General features: G+C 71.0%; 17 protein-coding genes and 1 pseudogene. 12 read left to right on the forward strand and 6 right to left on the reverse strand.

Going from position 1 to position 19,561, the window contains the following annotated elements; genetic code table 11:
- The 3 genes and pseudogenes from QNJ12_RS04155 to QNJ12_RS04165 all read left to right on the forward strand — a co-directional run.
- Positions 1-915: pseudogene (locus tag QNJ12_RS04155) on the forward strand (hypothetical protein); the annotation flags it as partial.
- Positions 916-937: 22 nt separating this feature from the next.
- Positions 938-1,684, forward strand: a complete 747-nt coding sequence (locus QNJ12_RS04160) for an ABC transporter ATP-binding protein (RefSeq protein WP_300619205.1) — start codon at positions 938-940, stop codon at positions 1,682-1,684.
- A gap of 41 nt (positions 1,685-1,725) precedes the next feature.
- Complete coding sequence (locus QNJ12_RS04165) at positions 1,726-2,916, forward strand: ABC transporter permease (RefSeq protein WP_300619208.1); 1,191 nt, start codon at positions 1,726-1,728, stop codon at positions 2,914-2,916.
- Positions 2,917-2,928: 12 nt separating this feature from the next.
- Here the strand turns inward: QNJ12_RS04165 and QNJ12_RS04170 are convergent, their stop codons facing one another.
- The 4 genes from QNJ12_RS04170 to QNJ12_RS04185 all read right to left on the reverse strand — a co-directional run bounded on the left by QNJ12_RS04170 (position 2,929) and on the right by QNJ12_RS04185 (position 5,270).
- The gene (locus QNJ12_RS04170) at positions 2,929-3,324 is read right to left on the reverse strand and encodes an ACT domain-containing protein (RefSeq protein WP_300619210.1); all 396 of its coding nucleotides are present in this window, start codon (positions 3,322-3,324) and stop codon (positions 2,929-2,931) included.
- A gap of 60 nt (positions 3,325-3,384) precedes the next feature.
- Positions 3,385-3,867, reverse strand: a complete 483-nt coding sequence (locus tag QNJ12_RS04175; RefSeq protein ID WP_300619213.1) for a cyclic nucleotide-binding domain-containing protein — start codon at positions 3,865-3,867, stop codon at positions 3,385-3,387.
- Positions 3,868-3,898: 31 nt separating this feature from the next.
- Complete coding sequence (locus QNJ12_RS04180) at positions 3,899-4,342, reverse strand: hypothetical protein (protein WP_300619216.1); 444 nt, start codon at positions 4,340-4,342, stop codon at positions 3,899-3,901.
- 115 nt (positions 4,343-4,457) lie between these two features.
- Positions 4,458-5,270, reverse strand: a complete 813-nt coding sequence (locus QNJ12_RS04185) for a hypothetical protein (protein WP_300619218.1) — start codon at positions 5,268-5,270, stop codon at positions 4,458-4,460.
- Positions 5,271-5,438: 168 nt separating this feature from the next.
- Here QNJ12_RS04185 and QNJ12_RS04190 point away from each other — a divergent pair, with 168 nt between their 5' ends.
- The 7 genes from QNJ12_RS04190 to metH all read left to right on the forward strand — a co-directional run bounded on the left by QNJ12_RS04190 (position 5,439) and on the right by metH (position 16,073).
- Positions 5,439-6,554, forward strand: coding sequence for a hypothetical protein (locus QNJ12_RS04190; RefSeq protein ID WP_300619221.1), 1,116 nt, complete (start codon positions 5,439-5,441; stop codon positions 6,552-6,554).
- Positions 6,555-6,571: 17 nt separating this feature from the next.
- Positions 6,572-8,131 (forward strand): peptidase dimerization domain-containing protein, encoded by a 1,560-nt coding sequence (locus QNJ12_RS04195; RefSeq protein ID WP_300619224.1) that lies wholly within the window; start codon positions 6,572-6,574, stop codon positions 8,129-8,131.
- A 12-nt stretch (positions 8,132-8,143) separates the two neighbouring features.
- Positions 8,144-9,052, forward strand: a complete 909-nt coding sequence (locus tag QNJ12_RS04200; RefSeq protein WP_300619226.1) for a carbamate kinase — start codon at positions 8,144-8,146, stop codon at positions 9,050-9,052.
- A 64-nt stretch (positions 9,053-9,116) separates the two neighbouring features.
- The gene (locus QNJ12_RS04205) at positions 9,117-10,298 is read left to right on the forward strand and encodes a M20/M25/M40 family metallo-hydrolase (protein WP_300619229.1); all 1,182 of its coding nucleotides are present in this window, start codon (positions 9,117-9,119) and stop codon (positions 10,296-10,298) included.
- A 173-nt stretch (positions 10,299-10,471) separates the two neighbouring features.
- Positions 10,472-11,506 (forward strand): metalloregulator ArsR/SmtB family transcription factor, encoded by a 1,035-nt coding sequence (locus tag QNJ12_RS04210; RefSeq protein ID WP_300619231.1) that lies wholly within the window; start codon positions 10,472-10,474, stop codon positions 11,504-11,506.
- Complete coding sequence (gene metF, locus QNJ12_RS04215; RefSeq protein ID WP_300619234.1) at positions 11,497-12,354, forward strand: methylenetetrahydrofolate reductase [NAD(P)H]; 858 nt, start codon at positions 11,497-11,499, stop codon at positions 12,352-12,354. The genes QNJ12_RS04210 and metF overlap by 10 nt, the downstream gene beginning before the upstream one ends.
- Entirely contained in the window at positions 12,351-16,073 is a 3,723-nt protein-coding gene (metH, locus tag QNJ12_RS04220; RefSeq protein ID WP_300619237.1) for a methionine synthase, read from the forward strand. The genes metF and metH overlap by 4 nt, the downstream gene beginning before the upstream one ends.
- 36 nt (positions 16,074-16,109) lie before the next feature.
- Here metH and QNJ12_RS04225 read toward each other — a convergent pair whose 3' ends face one another.
- The gene (locus QNJ12_RS04225) at positions 16,110-16,778 is read right to left on the reverse strand and encodes a Crp/Fnr family transcriptional regulator (protein WP_300619239.1); all 669 of its coding nucleotides are present in this window, start codon (positions 16,776-16,778) and stop codon (positions 16,110-16,112) included.
- A 430-nt stretch (positions 16,779-17,208) separates the two neighbouring features.
- On the opposite strand from QNJ12_RS04225, the gene QNJ12_RS04230 reads away from it, so the two are divergent.
- Positions 17,209-17,943: an SDR family NAD(P)-dependent oxidoreductase gene (locus tag QNJ12_RS04230; RefSeq protein WP_300619242.1), complete on the forward strand. Its 735-nt coding sequence runs from the start codon at positions 17,209-17,211 to the stop codon at positions 17,941-17,943.
- Between the two features lie 86 nt (positions 17,944-18,029).
- The gene (locus QNJ12_RS04235) at positions 18,030-18,452 is read left to right on the forward strand and encodes a cyclic nucleotide-binding domain-containing protein (RefSeq protein ID WP_300619245.1); all 423 of its coding nucleotides are present in this window, start codon (positions 18,030-18,032) and stop codon (positions 18,450-18,452) included.
- A 15-nt stretch (positions 18,453-18,467) separates the two neighbouring features.
- On the opposite strand, the gene QNJ12_RS04240 is transcribed toward QNJ12_RS04235, so the two are convergent.
- Positions 18,468-19,484, reverse strand: a complete 1,017-nt coding sequence (locus QNJ12_RS04240) for a pirin family protein (RefSeq protein WP_300619248.1) — start codon at positions 19,482-19,484, stop codon at positions 18,468-18,470.
- Positions 19,485-19,561 lie beyond the last annotated feature (77 nt).

Consider the following 19,561-nt stretch of genomic DNA (forward strand, 5'->3'; position numbering starts at 1 on the left):
ACCGCACGCACCGGCACCCACCCCGACACCGGCCAACCCGCCACCCCCGACGACATCACCCAACTCCAAGCCGAACTCGACACCGCCACCACCACCGCCGCGGTTGCGGGCGACGCCCTGAACGACGCCGCGGCGACCGTGGCCGGCGTCGATCGCTCCTCGCTCGAATCGCGGATCACCGACGCGGAGCTCGAGCTGCGGATCGCCGAGGCGGTCGAGGGTGAGACGCTCGCCGGCGAGCCGGTGACCGACCTCGAGCAGGAGCTCGCTGCGGCACGCGACGCGCTCGCCACGGCCGAACTCGAGCTCAGCTCGTCGCAGTTCGCGACGGGAGCGTGGCTGCCGATGAGCGAGGTCGCCTTCGTCCCCGAGTTGCCCGTCGTCGTGCAGCAGGTCGCCGTGACCACCGGCGCTCGGCCCGACGGCACGCTCCTGACGGTGTCGGCCAACGATCCGGTCGTGAGGACCGAGGTGTCGGCGAGCGATCGCGACCTCCTCACCGTCGGGACCGCCGCCCAGATCATCGACGAGTCGTCCGGCGCGGTGTACCCAGCACGCGTCGCAGCGATCGGGGCCGGCACCGGGCAGGTCGACACGCTGGGCGATCTCGTCGAGGTGTTGCTGGAACCCGACACCCCGTTCCCCGCCGATGCGCTCGGCCGCAACGTCCGCGTCGACGTCGAGATCGCGACCACCGGTGCATCCGTTCTCCTCGTGCCGGCCGCCGCGTTGTCGACGTCGATGACCGGCGTCACGACCGTCGAGGTCGAGCACGCCGAGGGGTCGTCACGCGTCGTCGAGGTCGACACCGGGCTGGCCGCGAACGGCCTCGTGGAGGTGGCGCCGCAACAGGCAGGTGAGTTGGCAGAGGGTGATCTGGTCATCGTCGGACGTGCGGCGTCGTTCGCACCATGAGGTGGTTGCGGACCATGAGGCGGTGGTGTCGTTGACCACCCCGACCACGGCCGTGTCACTTCGCGAGGTGAGCCGCGTGTTCCCCGGCGAGCCTCCGACGCACGCGTTGACCGACGTCGACCTGGACATCCACCACGGTGACTGGATCTCGATCGTCGGTCCGTCCGGCTCGGGCAAGTCGACGTTGCTCAACGTGCTCGGGCTGCTGGACCGCCCGACGTCGGGTTCGTACCTGCTCGGTGGCGACGAAGTCGCCTCTCTCGGCGAGGACGAGCGGGCCGCCGTCCGTGCCCACCGGGTCGGCTTCGTGTTCCAGTCCTTCCATCTGCTCCCGCGACGCAGCGCCATCGAGAACGTGATGTTGGCCGACACGTATCGGGGGGTGTCCCGCGCGCAGCGCCGCCGCCGCGCCCGCGAGGTGCTCGAGGCCGTCTCGCTCGGCGACCGGATCCACGCACGGCCCGGCACGCTGTCGGGGGGCGAGCGGCAGCGCGTCGCAATCGCTCGCGCCATCGTCGGCCGGCCCGACGTCCTCCTGGCCGACGAGCCGACCGGCAACCTCGATTCCCACACGACGCAGTCGATCCTCGACCTGCTGGGCGAGCTCAACGCCGGTGGGCTGACGCTCGCCGTCGTGACCCACGACATCGGCGTCGCCGAGCGCGCGACGCGCGTCGTCGAGGTGCTCGACGGCGTGCTCACCGAACGACCTCGGGCGGCCTCGCCCAGCGAGGGCGCCGAGCTGCTGCACACCGGGGCGTCGACATGAGTCGGCGCGGTCAGGCACGGGGCCGATTCGGGCCCACGGACGTGGTCGCCGAGATCACGATGTCGATCCTCGAGCGGCCGACGCGCACGGTGTTGACCACGCTCGGCACCGTGCTCGGCGTCGCCGCACTCGTCGCGACGTTGGGACTCGCCCAGACGGCCGGCGGACAGATCATCTCCCGCTTCGACGAGCTCGAGGCGACTCAGGTTCGGCTGGTACCGGCCGACGAGGGCGTCCGCGGTCCGAACGGTGAGTCGACGCCGATCCCGGTCGGCGCGCCCCGACGGCTCGAGCGCCTGAACGGCGTGCGCGCCGCTGGCACCCTCTCGACCCTCGACGTCGGCGATGTCGGGGTGCGGGCGACGAACGTGCGCGATCCGCTGGCGTCCACGATCGTCGACGTGCCGATCATGGCGGCCTCGCCCGGCGCGTTCCCGGCGGCGCGCGCCTCGGTCGTCGCGGGGAGGAGCTTCGACGTGGGCCATGTCGAGCGCCTCGACCGCGTGGCGGTGGTGGGCGTCGGCGCCGCCGAACGCCTGGGCATCCACGGCGTCGACCGTTCACCCGCCGTCTTCGTCGGCGAGGACCCGTTCGTCGTGATCGGGATCATCGACGGCTCGGTCCGCGTCCCGAGCCTCTCCAACTCGATCGTCATCACCGAATCGGTGGCGAGCCGGTTGCTCCTGCTCGACTCGGCGCAAGAAGTCGTGATCGACGTCGAGGTCGGGGCCGCCGCCCTGATCGGGCAGCAGGGCCCGATCGCCGTGGCCCCCAACGATCCGCAACTCGTCCGCGCGCTCGTGCCGCCCGCACCGGAGGACGTCCGCGCCCGTGTGGCCGAGGACGTCCGCTCACTCTTCCTCGTTCTCGGCGCGGTCTCTGTGCTGGTGGGCGCGATCGGGATCGCCAACGTCACGCTCGCCTCGGTCATCGAGCGCACCGGCGAGATCGGCGTCCGTCGGGCGCTCGGTGCGACGCGCGGACACATCCGCATCCAGTTCATGGGCGAGGCGGCGATGCTGGGGGCGATCGGGGGCGTGGTCGGGACCGCGGTCGGGGTCATGACGATCGTTGCGACGTCCGCCGCTCGCGGTTGGACGCCGATGCTCGACGTACGCATCCCGCTCACCGCCCCACTGATCGGGCTGGTCGTGGGCCTCGTGGCCGGCACGTACCCGGCGAGCAAGGCAGCCAGGCTCGAGCCCGTCGATGCGCTGCGCACCGCGCAGTAGCGGCGCGTTCGCTCAGGGAACTGCGACACCCTCCAGCGCGGCCCGTAGGCCGTCGAGGTCGTCGGAGCCGAAGACGATGCGCGATCCCGTCGCGACGTAGACGAGGTCGAGGTTGACGCCGGCCGCCGCGACCCGGCCGGCGAGCTCGGCCAGCTCACCGGGACGGTCCTGCGCCTCGACCACGACCACCTCTCGCTCACGCGTGATCGACACGCTGTGCACGACGGCGAGCGCGTGACGTACGGCCTCGGGGTGCGGCACGAGGATGTGCAGCTCGGCCTTCTGGCCCTTCCCCAGGTGCGTCGCCGCGGCGATGTTGACGCCGGCGTCGCTCAGCAGCGTGGCGACGTGGGCCAGCGCCCCCGGCTTGTTGTCGTCGAGTTCGATGACCATGTCGGTCGTCGTCATGGATTGGCACTCCCTGTTCGATCGGCGTCATTCATGGTCGCACACTCGGTGTCGCATCGATCACGTCGGGCGGCGTCCTGCCACGCCGACGTTCTCGGCGAGACGGTCGGCGAACGTCCGCAGCAGCTTCCAGCCGAGACCCGGCACCTCGTCGACCGCTTCGCGCAGGGCCTCCTGCGGCAGCACGAGGACCTCGACCGGCGTCGCCGCCGTGACCGTCGCGATGTGGTCGCGATGGAGCAGCAGGCCGAGCTCACCCACGAAGTCGCCGCGCTCCAACGTGGCGACCCTCCGGCCTCGGCGCCGCACCACCACGCTGCCGGCCACGACGACGTACGCCTCACGCGACGCCTGACCTTCGGCGAACAGGACGTCGTCGGGCTCGAGCAACTCGAGCCGCGTCGAGCGTGCCAGGTGGCGGAGCTCGCGCTTGGAGCAGTCGGCGAACAGCGGGAGCGCAGCAAGGTGCTCGACCTGGGCGGCGATCGCGAGCCGGCCGGTCGGCCGGCCCTCGTCGGGGAACGGGGGCAGCACGCGGCTCACGGCGTCGCTCCGGCCCGTACCAGCGCACCCATCAGTCGGTGCCCAGCGCTCCCCACGAGCCGGTGACGACGGGGGTCATCCGGCGGGCGATCTCGATGCCGCCGACCCGGAGCGTCAGCGTCGCGTCGAGGTGGTCGGCGAACTCGGCGATCGGCTCGGTGCCGCCCGCCATGTCGGTGTCCCACCAGTCCTGCTCGACGTCGAGATCGACGCGGTGGACCTCCTTCTCGAGCCGGCGGTCGATCGTGCCCGGCTCGGTCACGGTGACCTCGTCGACGAAGCGGAACGCCACCGGTTGCGGTCGCACCGGCGCATCGTGCTCGTCGCGGGGCTCGACCACGACCTCCTCGCGAACGACGTGGCCGATCGCCGGGTCGTCCTGGGCGATGTCCAGCTCGTACGACACGACGAGGCAACGCTCGCCGGGCCGATTCGGCACACGTTCGACCGAGAGCTCGGGTTGGAGGATCCCCACCACGACACGATCATCCCGCCCGTCACCACGCTCCGACTAGAGCCTTCGGTCCCGTGATCGCACGCGATCCCGTGACGTGTGACCGGCAGCCGTGCTCCAACCGGCCGAAGGAGCCCTATGAGCCCTCGAGGACGGGTGCGATCCGCTCGGGGGCCGGGTCGAGCCGGTAGAGCGGCGCCAGCGAGCCGTCTTCGGGCCGCAGGTACAGCGACTCCTCGAAGAGCGCCGGGATCAGCACGTCGTCGCCGGTCCAGACCGGGTCGAGCTGGCACTCGACGTCGTCGTCGAAACGAGGCGTGATGCCCTCACCGGTGGCCATCCAGTTGCCGGAGCACTCGTCGACGAGCAGCAGACCGCGCTGGCCGAACTCGACCATCGAGCCGCCCGACGACCACCGGCCCGCCAGGTCCTCGGCCTCGACCACCGGCAGCGAGTCGAACGCCAGCGAGCGGATGGTGTGATCGTCGCCCTCGAGCGTCATGGCGGCGCCGTCGATGCTGACCTTGCCGCTCTCGATCACCGTGGCCGACTCACAGCCTGCGTCGTCGGTGGCCGACCAGTCGATCGTCAACCGCTGCGACGCCGTGTCGAAGCTCCAGTCACCTCGCGCCGTGCCGCACGGCGAGCCGCTGCGCAGGCCGCCGGCACCGAACAGCACGTAAGTCGGGAGCTGTCCGACCTCGTTCGCCGGGGCCTCGCCGTCGACCTCGATGACGGCCCACGAGTGGCCGCCCAGCTCATCGCTGAGGTCGGATGGGCGCTGGAACCACCAGATGGCCACGCCCAGGAGCCCCACCAGGCCGAGGAGCAGCAACGTCCGGGCGGAGTTGCCGATCGGTGCTCGAATGGGCGCGCCGACGTGGTCGAGCGGACCGGCATCGGGCTCGAGCAACGGGTCGGTCAGCGGGCGTTCGGGCGGCAACGCCATCACGATCAGCGTGCCACCGATCGGCGACCAAGGGGCATCACCCGCCCGACACCAGGCCAGCCCGTCCGGCCTCGCGCGGCCCGACGCCGGCACCGCCCGGCAGCAGGCCCGAACGCTCGGGTCCTTGTGCTCTGCCCACCACGCTGCGCGCTTGGAACACTGGACGCGGTGAAGGCCGAGATCGATCCCGACGTGGTCGCGACCCTCCGCGGTCGCAGCCTGCTCACGACGCACGACTGGACGACCGCTGAGCTCGACGCCGCGCTGGCGGTCGCCGATCGCTTCCAGCAGCTCGATCGGTCGGGCCGGCCGGCGGCGCTGCTCCCGAACGAGCTCGCCTACGCGCTGTTCTTCGACAACTCGACACGGACGAAGTCGGCGTGGGCCGGCGCTGCAGCGCGCCTGGGTATGCAACCCGTGATCGTCGACGGCACGTCGACGCAGGTGTCGCACGGCGAGACCGCAGCCGAGACCGGGGCGATGCTGGGGATGAACGCCCATGCGCTGGGCGTTCGCCACGACCTGATCCTCGGCGAGGGCAACGTCTTCATGCGCGAGATCCAGCGCGGCATCGACGACTACCTGGCCGCCACGGACGACGAGCGGTGCGTCCCGATCGTCAACCTGCAGTGCGACGTCGACCACCCGACCCAGACCCTGGCCGACCTGCTCTGGCTGCGCGAGCACTTCGGCGGCGACATCGCCGGCAAGCGGATCGCGGTCTCGTGGGCGTACTCCCCGAGCTATGCCAAACCGCTGTCGGTGCCCCAGGGCCTCGTGTCGCTGCTGCCCCGCTTCGGTGCCCACGTGACGCTCGCCCATCCCGAGGGCTACGACCTCCTGCCCGATCCGCTCCGCTGGGCGCACGAGGGTGCGGTCGCCTCCGGCGGGACGTTCACCGTCACCGACGACATGGACGCCGCGTTCGAGGGGGCCGACGCGGTGTACCCCAAGTCGTGGGGGCCGCAGGCGCTGATGTTCGAACGGGTCGCTGCCAACCAGGCCCACGACATCGCCGCGCTGCACGACATCGAAGAGCGCGCCCTCGCGCTCAACGCCAAGCACCGCAGGTGGATCTGCGACGAGCGGCGCATGGCGCTCACCGACGACGCCCTCTACCTGCACTGCCTGCCCGCCGACATCGGCGACGAGGTCGAACCGTCCGTGATGGACCGATTCCGCACCGCGGTCGCCGAGGAGGCCAACAAGAAGCTCTACGTGATCATGGCGTTGCTCGCCGTCGCAAAGGTCGACGACCTCGCGGACCGCCTCGCCGCTGCGTAGCGCGAAAGGAGATCCCCATGTCGCTCGACGAGAAGCTCGACCACGTGCTCGACGATCGGGTGGCCGAGCTGGCCGCCCGGTACCTGCCGCTCGCGGTCGAGATCCTGCGCGAGGCCGTGCGGATCCCGGCCGACCAGGTCGACCGGCCCGAGGACGCCGGCGGCGATCCGGCCGCAGGGTTGTCGAACCACGAGCGGATGCGGCTCGAGATGCTGCGTGACCGGATCATCGAGATCGGCGCCGTGCGCGACGCGGCGGACGTCGGCTTCGACGACTTCGGCAACCTCGTCTGGGTCGTCGAGGACGACGACGGCGTGCCGTCGGCCGACAAGAAGGTCATCTACCTCGACGGTCACTCCGACACCGTGCAGGCGTTGCGCGACCAATGGCACGAGAAGCTGAACGGCGCCGTCGACCCCTACGACGGGCTCGTCGACGCGGAGCGCCTCGACCGCGATGCCGTGCGGGCCGAGCTCGGCTACCTCCCGCCCGACGACGAATGGGAGCACCTCCTGTTCGGCCGGGGCACGGCCGACCAGCTGGCCGGCGTGATCTCGCAGATCATCGCCACCAAGATCCTGCTCGAGCTGGCACCCGAGGGCGCGCTGCGCGGCACCATCGTCCGTTCGTATGCGACGGTCGCCGAGGAGGACAACGACGGTGGCGGCCCCCGCTACGTCGTGAGCAAGGTGCTGCCGGGTGCCTCGCCCGAGCTGGTGCCCGATGTCGTGATCTTCACCGAGGGCACCGGCGACAATCAGAAGGGCGCACTGGGGATCTACCGCGGGCAGCGCGGGCGGATGCAGATCGAGGTCACGGTCACCGGCCGCTCGTGCCACGGATCGATGCCCCACCTCGGCCTCAACCCGCTCGAGTTCGGCGCCCGGATCCTCGTCGAGGCCACCGAGCAGGCCGAGATCGACGGCTTCGCCGACCACGCGTTCCTCGGCGCCGGCACCCGGACGGCCTCGTGGGCCGTGCTCGACACGCCGAGCGACTGCGCCGTGCCCGATCGCTTCACGTTCCGCTTCGACCGTCGCCTCACCGTCGGCGAGACGCCCGAGCTGGCGCTCGACGAGGTGGCCCGGCTCGACGCCGTGACCGCTGCCCGAGATGCCGGCCTGACGGTCGACATCACCGTGCCCGTGTACGAGCAGCCGACGCACACCGGCTACGTGCTGGGCAACGACCAGATCTATCCCGGCTGGGAGACACCGGAGGATCACCCGGCGATCACAGCCGCCGTCGAGGCCTACCGGCGCGTCGTCAGCCCGCGGATCGACGAGCCGGCCGGTGGCGCCACCGCCGGGGCGCGACGGAGCGAGCCGCGCGTCGACCGATGGGTGTTCTCGACCGACGGCGTCGGGTTCCCCGTGCCCGCCGACGCCGACGAGATCGACGTGCCGGCATCGAAGGCGTGGGTCACGTCCGGCGACATGAAGCATCCCGCGATGTTCGGCATCGGTGCCGGCGTCGAGCAGAACACGCACCGGATCGGCGAGAACATCGACCGGCGTGAGCTCGAGCATGCGATCGCGGTGCTGGCCCGGTTCCCGAGCCTCTTCTCGGCCGCCTGAAGGACCGTCGGGATGCGGATCGTCGCTGCGCTCGGTGGGAACGCACTCCTCAAGCGCGGCGAGCGACCCGACAGCGACATCCAGGAGCACAACGTCGCCGAGGCGGTGGCCGCGCTGGCGCCGCTCGCCGGCGAGCACGAGCTGATCGTCACCCACGGCAACGGTCCGCAGATCGGTGTGCTCGCGATCGAATCGGCCGACGACCGCCAGCTCACCCACCCGTACCCGCTCGACACGCTCGGCGCCGAGACCCAGGGCCTGATCGGCTACTGGCTCTCCCAGGAGCTGCACAACCGGCTCCCGGAACGCGACGTCGCAGCCGTCGTCACCCAGACGCTGGTCGATGTGGACGATCCTGCGTTCGATCGGCCGACCAAGTTCGTCGGTCCGGTCTACGACGCAGGCACTGCGGCCGGCCTGGCCGACGAGCGTGGGTGGACGATCGCCGCCGACGGAGACCGGTGGCGGCGCGTCGTCGCCTCGCCCGAGCCGATCGAGATCGTCGAGACCGGTGTCGTGCGCGGCCTCATGGATGCCGGTGTCGTGGTCGTGTGCGCCGGGGGCGGCGGGGTGCCCGTCGTGCGGACGCCAAGCGGTACGTTGCGCGGCGTCGAGGCCGTCATCGACAAGGACCTGACGAGTGCGCTCCTCGCCATCGAGCTCGGCGCCGATGCGTTCCTCGTGCTCACCGACGTCGACGGGGTCTACCGGGACTTCGACACCCCGACGGCGTCGCTGATCGAGCGCACCACGCCGGCGGACCTGCGGGCCCTCGGTTTCCCCGACGGCTCGATGGGGCCCAAGGTGGAAGCGGTCTGCCGCTTCGTCGAACGAGCCGGTGGTGTGGCCGCGATCGGTGCGCTCACCGACGCGCCGGGCATGCTCGCCGGTGAGCGTGGCACCCGGGTGCAGCCGGACTGAGCCCGGAACCCCGCAACGACCGCCCGACAGCCGCTCGCCTCGGCGACGGGTGCGAGACTGGCGCATGGACGTGACCGCCGACGAGCTGGCTGCCTCGGTCGCCGAGCTGGTCCGCATCCCGAGCGTCAACCCGTTGCACGCCGGACCCGTCGCCCGGGCCGCCGACGCCGTCGGCGAGCGGCCACTCGCCGAGCACGTCGCCGGCGAGCTCGAGCAGCTCGGTGCGTCGGAGGTCGTCCTCGACGACGTCGTCGACGGGCGCCCCAACGTCTACGGCTTCTTCCAGGGGAGGTCCGATCGACTGGCCGTCGTCGACGTGCACCTCGACACCGTCACCGTCGAGCACATGACCGACCCGCCGTTCGACGGCCGGATCGAGGACGACCGGGTGTGGGGCCGTGGCGCCCTCGACACGAAGGCCACGATGGGGGTGCTGCTGGCACTGCTCGAATCGTGGCGACGCACCGGTGCGAGGCCCGAACCGACGCTGCTGGTCGTCGGTTCGATCGCCGAGGAGGCCGGCGGGCTGCTCGGCGCGACGCAGCTTCGACCGTGGGCCGACGCCCGCGGCCTCGAGATCGACCAGATGGTCGTGGCCGAGCCGACCCGGCTGGCGCCGATCCACGGCCACAAGGGAGGCACCTCCTTGCGGGTGACCTCGATCGGGCGAGCGGCCCACAGCGCACTCCCCCACCTCGGCGAGAACGCGATCGACGCGATGATGCCGGTGGTCGCCGCGCTGCAAGCCGAACACCGGCGGCTCCAGTCCGAGCCGCCGACGACCGAGCTCGGCACCGGCACGCTGTCGGTCACCACGATCCGGGCCGGTTCGGGCGGCAACGTGATCCCCGACCGGTGCACGATCGGCGTCGGGCGGCGAACGGTGCCGGGCGAGGACCCCCACGAGGAGTTCGAACGCATCGCCGCAATCGCCCGTGCGGCGTGCCCGCTCCCGACCGAGATCGAGTCGGTCTACCCGCCCGACGCCGACGGCCGGTACGGCGCCGCCGCCTTCTACCAACCCGCCGACACACCGCTGATACGACTGCTCGCCGGCGCCGCCGGCACCGCCCCCGCCGTTGCGCCGTTCGGCACCAACGCCCTCCGGTACGGCGGCTTCGCCCGCGAGCTGGCGGTGTTCGGCCCCGGCTCGATCGACGACGCCCACCAGGCCACCGAGTGCGTCGCGATCGCCGATCTCGTCACGACGGCCGAGGTCTACGAGGCCTGGCTCGACCCGGCCTGAACCGCGACCCCACCCGAGCGTCCGCACCGAGCCATCCACGGCGAGCTGTCCGCGCCCGAGCCATCCACGCCGAGCCATCCACGGCGAGCTGTCCGCGCCCGGCGCCGAAACCGACCCGACGCCGATCTCGCATTCTTCTTGCGAACATGTAGATATCTTTATATACTTCTGGAATGCAGCTCCCTGCGGACACCATGCTCACGGCGCTCCGTGCGGTCGGCGAAGAGACGCGCCTGCGCATCGTGTCGTTGCTCCAGCACGGCGAGCTCACCGTCTCCGACCTGACCGACATCCTCGGGCAGTCCCAGCCCCGCATCTCGCGCCACCTCAAGCTGCTCGCCGAAGCGGGCGTCGTCGACAAGCACCGCGAAGGCACGTGGGCGTTCTTCGAGCTCGCCACGCACGGCGCGATCGGCGAGCTGATCGGTGACGTGCTCGCCCACACCGACGACCACGACCCCGTCCTGGCGGCCGACCTCGACCGCCTCGCCGTGGCTCGCCAGCGCCGTGCCTCACAGGCCCAGGAGTACTTCACCGCGGTCGCCGAACGCTGGGACGAGGTCCGGTCGCTGCACGCCGCCGACGAGACCGTCGAGGCCGCGATGGACGAGATGCTCGGCGGCACCGACTACCGGACCGTGCTCGATCTCGGCACCGGTACCGGGCGGATGCTGCAGCTGTTCGGCGACGACCCCGCCGTCACGCGGGCGGTCGGGCTCGACAGCAGCCATTCGATGCTCGCCGTCGCCCGCGCCAACCTCGAACGCAGCGAGGTCCGGCGCGTCGACCTCCGCCAGGGCGATGTGTACAGCCCACCGTTCGAGCCCGAATCGTTCGACCTGGTCGTCATCCATCAGGTGCTCCACTTCCTCGACGACCCGGGCCGCGCGGTGCGCGAGGCCGCCCGCCTGCTGTCACCGAACGGGAAGCTCCTCATCGTCGACTTCGCGCCGCACGCGCTCGAGTTCCTGCGAACCGATCACGCTCACCGGCGGCTCGGGTTCGCGAGCGAGGTCGTCGATGCGTGGCTCGAGCAGGCGGGCCTCGAGGTCACCGCCAGCCGCACCATCGCACCGGTCAACGGCGACTCGCCCGACGCGACGTCCGGGGAATGGCTGACCGTGTCGCTCTGGCTCGCGAGCGACCGGCGCGAGGCCGACACCGATGAGGCCGCTACGGAGACGGAGGTCGAGGCATCGTGGAACTGAACGTCAGCTTCGAGGTCTTCCCGCCGAAGACCGATGCCGGGCTGCGGACCCTGGCCGACACGTCGGCGCGGCTCGCTGTGGCACGGCCCGATTTCGTGTCGGTCACCTACGGCGCGGGTGGCTCGCAGCGCGACAGGTCGTTCGCGGCGATCGAGGCGGTCGCGTCGAGCGGCGACCACACGATCGCCGGGCACCTCACGTGCGTCGGCCAGTCGCGCGCCGACGTCGACGACGTCATCGCCCACTACGAGGGGCTCGGTGTCCGCCACGTCGTCGCGCTGCGCGGCGATCCACCGACCGGCATCGACGCCCCCTACCACCCGCATCCCGACGGCTACACCTCGACCGCCGAGCTCGTCGCGGCCATCAAGCACCGGGCCGGCTTCGAGGTCTCGGTGTCGGCCTACCCCGAGCGGCACCCGCAATCGCCGAGCGACGACCACGATCTCGACATCCTCGCCGAGAAGGTCGCAGCCGGCGCCGACCGTGCGATGACGCAGATGTTCTTCGACAACGGTTGCTTCCTCCGCCTGCGCGACCGCGTCGCCGCCCGAGGCATCGACGTGCCGCTCGTTCCGGGCATCTTCCCGATCCACTCGTATCCGACGGTCGCCCGATTCGCCCGGCGCTGCGGCGCCACGATGCCGCTCTCGATCGCCAAGCGCTTCTGCGGTCTCGACGACGACCCGACGTCCACCCACGAGGTGGCCGCCGACCTCGCCGCCGAGCAGATCGCCGACCTCGCCGCCCGCGGCGTGCGCGACGTCCACCTCTACACCCTCAACAAGGCCGACCTCGCCCTCGCCGTGTGCGAGCGCCTCGGCCTGCTCACACCCCACATCGCATGAAGAACCACCACACCCTCCACCACGCCGCCGCCGAGCGCATCCTCGTGATCGACGGTGCCGCAGGCACCGAGATCCAGGCACTCGACCTCACCGAGGACGACCTGCGCGGCGAGCGCTTCGCCGACCACCCGCAGTCGCTGGCCGGCAACAACGACCTGCTCGTCCTCACGCAGCCCGACGCGGTGCGAACACTGCATCGCCACTACCTCGACGCGGGCGCCGACATCCTGGCGACCAACACGTTCTCGTCGACGACGGTCGCCCAGCGCGAGTACGGGCTCGACGACCCGGCGCTGATCGACGAGATGAACCGCGCCGGGGCACGCCTCGCGCGCGAGCAGGCCGACGTCGCCGAGCGACGCGACGGCAGGCACCGGTTCGTCGCCGGTTCGATCGGCCCGACCAACGTCACGCTGTCGCTGTCGCCGCGCGTCGAGGACCCCGGCTACCGGGCCCTCACGTTCCGCCGGCTCGCCGAGTCGTACGGTCAGCAGATCGCCGGCCTGGTCGCCGGCGGCGCCGACCTGCTGCTCGTCGAGACCATCTTCGACACGCTCAACGCCAAGGCGGCGATCTGGGCGGCCCGGCGACACGCCGCGGCGACCGGCATCACGACACCGCTGATGATCTCGGGCACGATCACCGACCGCTCCGGCCGCACCCTCTCGGGTCAGACCGTCGACGCGTTCTGGCAGTCGGTCCGCCACGCCGACCCGGTCTCGGTCGGCCTCAACTGCGCGCTCGGTGGCGCCGAGATGCGCCCGTACATCCGCGAGCTCGCGGGCCTCGCCGACACGCTCGTGTGCGCCTACCCGAACGCCGGGCTGCCCAATGCGCTCGGCTGCTACGACGAGACACCCGAGCAGACCGCCGCGGTGCTCGGCGAGTTCGCACGCGAGGGGTACGTCAACATCGCGGGCGGCTGCTGCGGCACCACCCCGGCCCACATCGAGGCGATCGCAGCCGCGGTCGACGGCGTCGCCCCGCGCCGGCCGGCCGAGCGCCGACGCACGTTGCAGCTCTCGGGGCTCGAGAGCTTCACGCTCACCGACGACATCCCGTTCGTCAACGTCGGCGAGCGCACCAACGTCACCGGTTCCGCGAAGTTCCGCCGGCTGATCACCGACGGCGAGTTCGCCGAGGCGCTCGACGTCGCCCGCCAGCAGGTCGAGAACGGCGCGCAGGTCATCGACGTCAACATGGACGAGGGCCTGCTCGACTCGGCCGAGGCGATGACGACCTTCCTCAACCTGATCGCCGCCGAGCCCGACATCGCCCGGGTGCCGATCATGCTCGACTCGTCGAAGTTCGAGGTGATCGAGGCGGGTCTCGAGTGCGTGCAGGGCAAGGCGGTCGTGAATTCGATCTCGCTCAAGGAGGGTGAAGAGGCCTTCCTCGCCCAGGCGCGGGTCTGTCGCGACCACGGCGCCGCGGTCATCATCATGGCGTTCGACGAGCAGGGCCAGGCCGACACCGCCGAGCGCAAGATCGAGATCTGCAGCCGCGCCCACGAGCTGCTGACGACCGAGCTCGACTTCCCGCCCGAGGACATCATCTTCGACCCCAACATCTTCGCGGTCGCCACCGGCATCCCCGAGCACGACCGCTACGGACTCGACTTCGTCGAGGCCGCCGCCGAGCTGCGCCGCCGCTTCCCCACCTCGAACGTCTCGGGCGGCGTGTCGAACCTGTCGTTCGCGTTCCGCGGCAACGACCGCGTCCGCGAGGCGATGCACTCGGTCTTCCTGTTCCACGCCATCGAGGCGGGGATGCGCCTGGGCATCGTCAACGCCGGGCAGCTCGCCGTGTACGAGCAGATCGACCCGGCGCTGCGCGAGCTGTGCGAGGACGTGGTGCTCGCCCGCCGGCCCGACGCCGCCGAGCGCCTGCTCGAGGCGGCGACCAGCTACGTCGGCGAGCGCGATCAGGGCGACGACGCACCCGCCCTCGAATGGCGCGAGTGGGACATCGACCGGCGGCTCGAGCACGCACTCGTCAACGGCATCACCGAGTTCATCGTCGAGGACGTCGAGGCGGCCCGGCAGCACCTCGAGTCACCGGTGGCGGTCATCGAGGGTCCGCTGATGGACGGGATGAACGTCGTCGGCGACCTGTTCGGCTCGGGTCGGATGTTCCTCCCGCAGGTCGTCAAGTCGGCACGGGTGATGAAGCAGGCGGTCGCATACCTGACCCCGTTCCTCGAGGCCGAGCGCGAGGCGCAGATCGCGAACGGTGACGTCGCGGCGCCGTCGACGAACGGCACGGTCGTGCTCGCCACGGTCAAGGGCGACGTGCACGACATCGGCAAGAACATCGTCGGTGTCGTCCTCGGCTGCGCCAACTACGAGATCGTCGATCTCGGCGTCATGGTCCAGGCCCAGACGATCCTGGACACCGCCCGCGAGCACGACGCCGCCGTGATCGGCCTCTCCGGGCTGATCACGCCCTCGCTCGACGAGATGGTCAACGTCGCGAGCGAGATGGACCGGCAGGGATTCGACATCCCGCTCCTCGTGGGCGGCGCGACGACGAGCCGCATCCACACCGCGCTCCGCGTCACGCCCGCCTACCGGGGCGGACCGGTGGTGCACGTCGCCGATGCCAGCCGGGCAGCCGGCGTCATCTCGAAGCTGCTGTCCGCCGACCAGCGCGGCGACTTCCTGTCGGACCTCGACAGCGAGTACCGCCGGGTCATCGAGGCACACGAACGCGCCGAGATCGAGCGCAACCGGCTGACCATCGACGAAGCCCGACGGAACGCGCCCGACCTCCGATTCGACCCGTCGACGGTCGTCGCACCGACGTTCGTCGGTGCACAGACGCTCGACGGCATCGACGTCGGCGAGCTCGTGCCGTACATCGACTGGACGCCGTTCTTCCATGCGTGGGGCCTGCGTGGCCGGTACCCCGGCATCCTCGAGCACGACGAGCTCGGCGACGCCGCCCGCCCGCTGTTCGACGACGCGCAGAGGATGCTCGACCGGATCGTCGGCGAAGCCTGGTTCGCGCCCAAGGCCGTCGTCGGCTTCTGGCCGGCTCACCGCGAGGGCGACGACCTGGTGCTCACCAACGGTGACGGCCCGCGCCGCCTGCACGGCCTGCGTACCCAGCTGCAACGTCGCAGCGGCCAGCCGAACCTCTGCCTCGCCGACTTCGTCGCCGGAGCCGGCGACGGCGTCACCGACCACGTCGGGGCGTTCGTGGTGACGGCCGGACCCGAGGAGATCGCGATCGCCGAACGGTTCGAGGCCGACGGCGACGACTACTCGTCGATCCTGGTGAAGGCGCTCGCCGACCGCATCGCCGAGGCGCTCGCCGAGCACACCCACGCCCGGGTGCGGCGCGAGCTGTGGGGGTACGCACCCGACGAGGCGTACACGCCCGAGGAGCTGATCGGTGAGCCGTATCGCGGCATCCGGCCGGCGCCTGGCTACCCGGCGCAGCCCGACCACTCCGAGAAGGTCACCGTGTTCGAGCTGCTGGACGCCGAACGCCGCATCGGGGTCGGTCTGACCGAGAGCTTCGCCATGCAACCGGGCTCGTCGGTGAGCGGCCTCTACTTCGCACACCCCGACGCCAAGTACTTCGCGGTCGGTCGACTGCAACGCGACCAGATCGAGAGCTACGCGGAACGCAAGGGCATCGACGTGGCGACCGCCGAACGGCTGCTCGGCAGTTCGCTCGCCTACGACCCGGGCGCGCTGGCCACGACGAGCTGACCAGCGAGCTCCGCGGCGTCGGGGGCCGCAGCGTCGTCAGAGTTGGCCCCGGATCGCGATCTGGTCGCGATCGTTGAGCGTGATCGTGCCGGCGGACGTGTCGACCCAGCCGAGGTTGCGGAGCTTGCGGAGGGCCTTCACGATCGCCTCGCGGGAGAGCCCACACCACTGGGCGAGCTCGGTCTGGTTGATCTCGAGCTCGATCGCCACGGCGTCGTCGCCGTCGGCGCGACCGTATCGGGCAGCGAGCTCGTCGAGTCGGGCGCACACGCGACCCAGCGAGTCGGTCGTCGAGAACTCGAGCTGGCGACGGTTGGACGAGCGGAGGCGACGGATCACGATCGCCAGCAGCGCACCCATGGCAGGGGGATGCTCCTGCAGGAACGCCAGGAAGCGCTCGACCCCGATCGACGTCAGACGGACGTCGTTGAGGGCGACCGCCGTCGCAGACCTGCGCGAACCGTCGATCGCCGAGAGCTCGCCGAGCATCTCACCGGCACCGACGACGTCGAGCACGACCTCCTGTCCCGTGAGCGACGTCGTCGTGAGCTTCACGTCTCCCGACTCGATCACCATCAGGTCGTACGGCTCGTCACCTTCGACGAACAGGGTCGAACCCGACGGGACCGAACGAGCGGTGCCGAGCGCAGTCAGCACACCGGTCTCGGGCGCCGACAACCAGGACGTCTCGGGGGCCACCTCCACGCCGACATCTTCGGCGACGTCGCTCGGTCACGCCCAATCGCACCGCGCCATGCGCGGCCAGGCGGCTGGGTACACATACCCAGCCGCCTGGGTTCACGGACGCTGCCGACCCGTCGTGCCTCGTTCAGAGTGACACCGTGTTTCACGACGTGACGGCATCGGGACCTGAGGAGGGCTCCGGAGCTTGGGACGCTGGCCGTCGCTCGTGGCGGGAAGCACACCGTGGGTGCGGCTGCCTCGGCGGCGGTCCGGTGCGTCGGCGGAGGCGCTCGGACCGGAGGATGCCGTGTCCCAGCAGGTGTGGTGTTCGCGTACGCAGCGGACCCAACGCCATCTGACGCCGGTGGCGCCCGTCGATCGTCGGGCGCCACCGGCAGGCGGGCTTCGAGCCCGTTCGTCGCCGCCGGCCGCGGCGCCGTACGTTCGGCGGATGGAGTTCGAAGGTCGCGTCGTGCTGGTCACCGGTTCGTCGAGCGGGATCGGCGAGGCGATCGCACGGCGCTTCGCCGAGCTCGGCGCGTCGGTGGTGGTCAACTCGTCGTCCTCGGTCGAGGCGGGCGAACGGGTCGCCGCCGACCTGGCAGGCGATGCGCGGTACGTGCGGGCCGACATCAGCGACCCCGACCAGAGCCGTTCGCTGATCGAGACCACGATCGACCACTACGGCCGCCTCGACGTCCTCGTCAACAACGCGGGATGGACGACGCGCATCGACCACGCCGACCTCGATGCACTGACCGACGAGGTGTTCCGACGGACGTTCGAGGTCAATGTGTTCGGCACCTGGTGGCTGACGAAGGCGGCCATCCCGCACCTCCGGCAGGTCGAGGACGGCAACATCGTCAACATCACGTCGATCGCCGGCGTTCGCCCGGTCGGATCGTCGATCGCCTACTCGATGTCCAAGGCCGCGCTGAACCAGATGACCGCACTCCTCGCGAAGTCGTACGGACCGATCCGCGTCAACGCCGTCGCCCCCGGCCTGGTCGCCACACCGTGGACGAGCGAGTGGCACGACCAGCACGCGGCGCTCGCAGCCCGCAACCCGATCCCGCGGTCGGCGACCCCCGACGACGTCGCCGAGGCCGCGCTCGCCCTCGTCAGGAACCGGTACACGACCGGCGAGATCTTCGTCGTCGACGGCGGGACGACGCAGACGATGTGAGATCGCACCCCTCCGGCGTCGCCGCACTCGTTGCTCGCGTACCCCGCTGATCTATCTTTCGTCTCGGATCAGGAAGGGCCCCTCACATGGCAAAGCACCGCTACAACGAACACCTCAAGAACGTGCCGCTGTTCGCCGACCTCGACGACCACGAGCTCGAAGTCGTCAGCCGCATGGCGACCGAGCTCGACTACGACGCCGGCAAGGTGCTCCTCACCGAGGGTGGCACGGCGCACGAGATGTTCGTGGTGATGGAAGGCACGCTCGAGGTCACCCGTGGCGGTGAGCACATCGCCGACATCGGGCCGGGCGGCTTCGCGGGCGAGATGGCGCTGCTGACGCACTCGCACCGCAACTCGACCGTGACGGCGAAGACCGACACGCTCGTGCTCCACATCGACGGCCGCGGCTTCGCGTCGGTCCTGCACGAGGTGCCCGAGGTCGCGGTGAAGATGTTGCCCATCATCGCGGCCCGCGCCGTCGCGATGAGCGACGACCACACGCACTGAGGCCGCGACGGCGCGTCAGGCGACGGCTCGCTCGACGCTGCCGTCAGCGCGCCGAGCGAAGCGCGCACCGTCGATGCCGTGCACCGGATCGTCGCGGTCCCAGGGCCAGCCCCCGAACCCGGTGCGCTGGTAGTCGTCGAACGCCTGTCGGATCTCGGCCCGCGTGTTCATGACGAACGGGCCGTACTGGGCGACCGGCTCGCCGAGCGGCCTCCCTTGCAGCACGAGGATCTCGACCCGGCCGGTCGCGACGAGCTCGACCTCGCAGGCGGCGTCGACCACCGCACCGGTCGAACCGGTCACGAGTTCGCCGCCGACCGACAACCCGCCGCCGTCGAAGACGTACAGCGTCCGGGCGACCCCGTGACCGGCCGCCGGCACGGTCCACGACGTCCCGGCATCCATCACCACGTGCCAGATCGCGAGCTCGGCGTCGGCCCTGGACGCCCACGACGCTGGGGGCGGCGCCGGCGGCACGGCCGAACCCAACGCCCCTGCGATCACCGTGACCTCGACCGTACGGCCGTGGTCGTCGATCTCGACCACCCTCGGGATCTGGGCGTCCCACAGCATCGAGAAGTGCGGCTCGACCATCTTGTCGGCCGCCGGGAGGTTGAGCCAGACCTGGAACAGCTCGAGTGTGTTCGGGCCGTCGCGGTCGAGCAGTGGGAACATCTCGGCGTGCACGATGCCGCGGCCGGCGGTCATCCACTGCACGTCGCCGCGCCCGTAGCGGGCGGCGGCGCCGAGCGAGTCGGCGTGATCGACGAGGCCCTGCCTGACGTAGGTGATCGTCTCGAACCCGCGATGGGGGTGCGCCGGGAAGCCGGGCACGACCTGTCCGTGGTACATCCGCCAGCCGTCGGTGCCGGCGAAGTCGCTGCCCAGCTCGCGGCCGATGAGCGAGGCGGCCGGCCCCTGCCGGTCGTCGGCCGCCGGGTAGCGGTCGAGATGGTGGACGCAGAACAGGAACGGGTCGGTGGTCGGCCACTGGAACCCGAGCGGTACCCGCTGCAAGATCGTTGAGGTCACAACAACAAGCGTAGGGCACCGCCCGTGGATGCGCTCGCGGAGCTCCGAAGCGGCGCGTCGACGGACGGCGCGTAGAG

Source organism: Ilumatobacter sp., assembly GCF_030065885.1.
GTDB lineage: Bacteria > Actinomycetota > Acidimicrobiia > Acidimicrobiales > Ilumatobacteraceae > Ilumatobacter.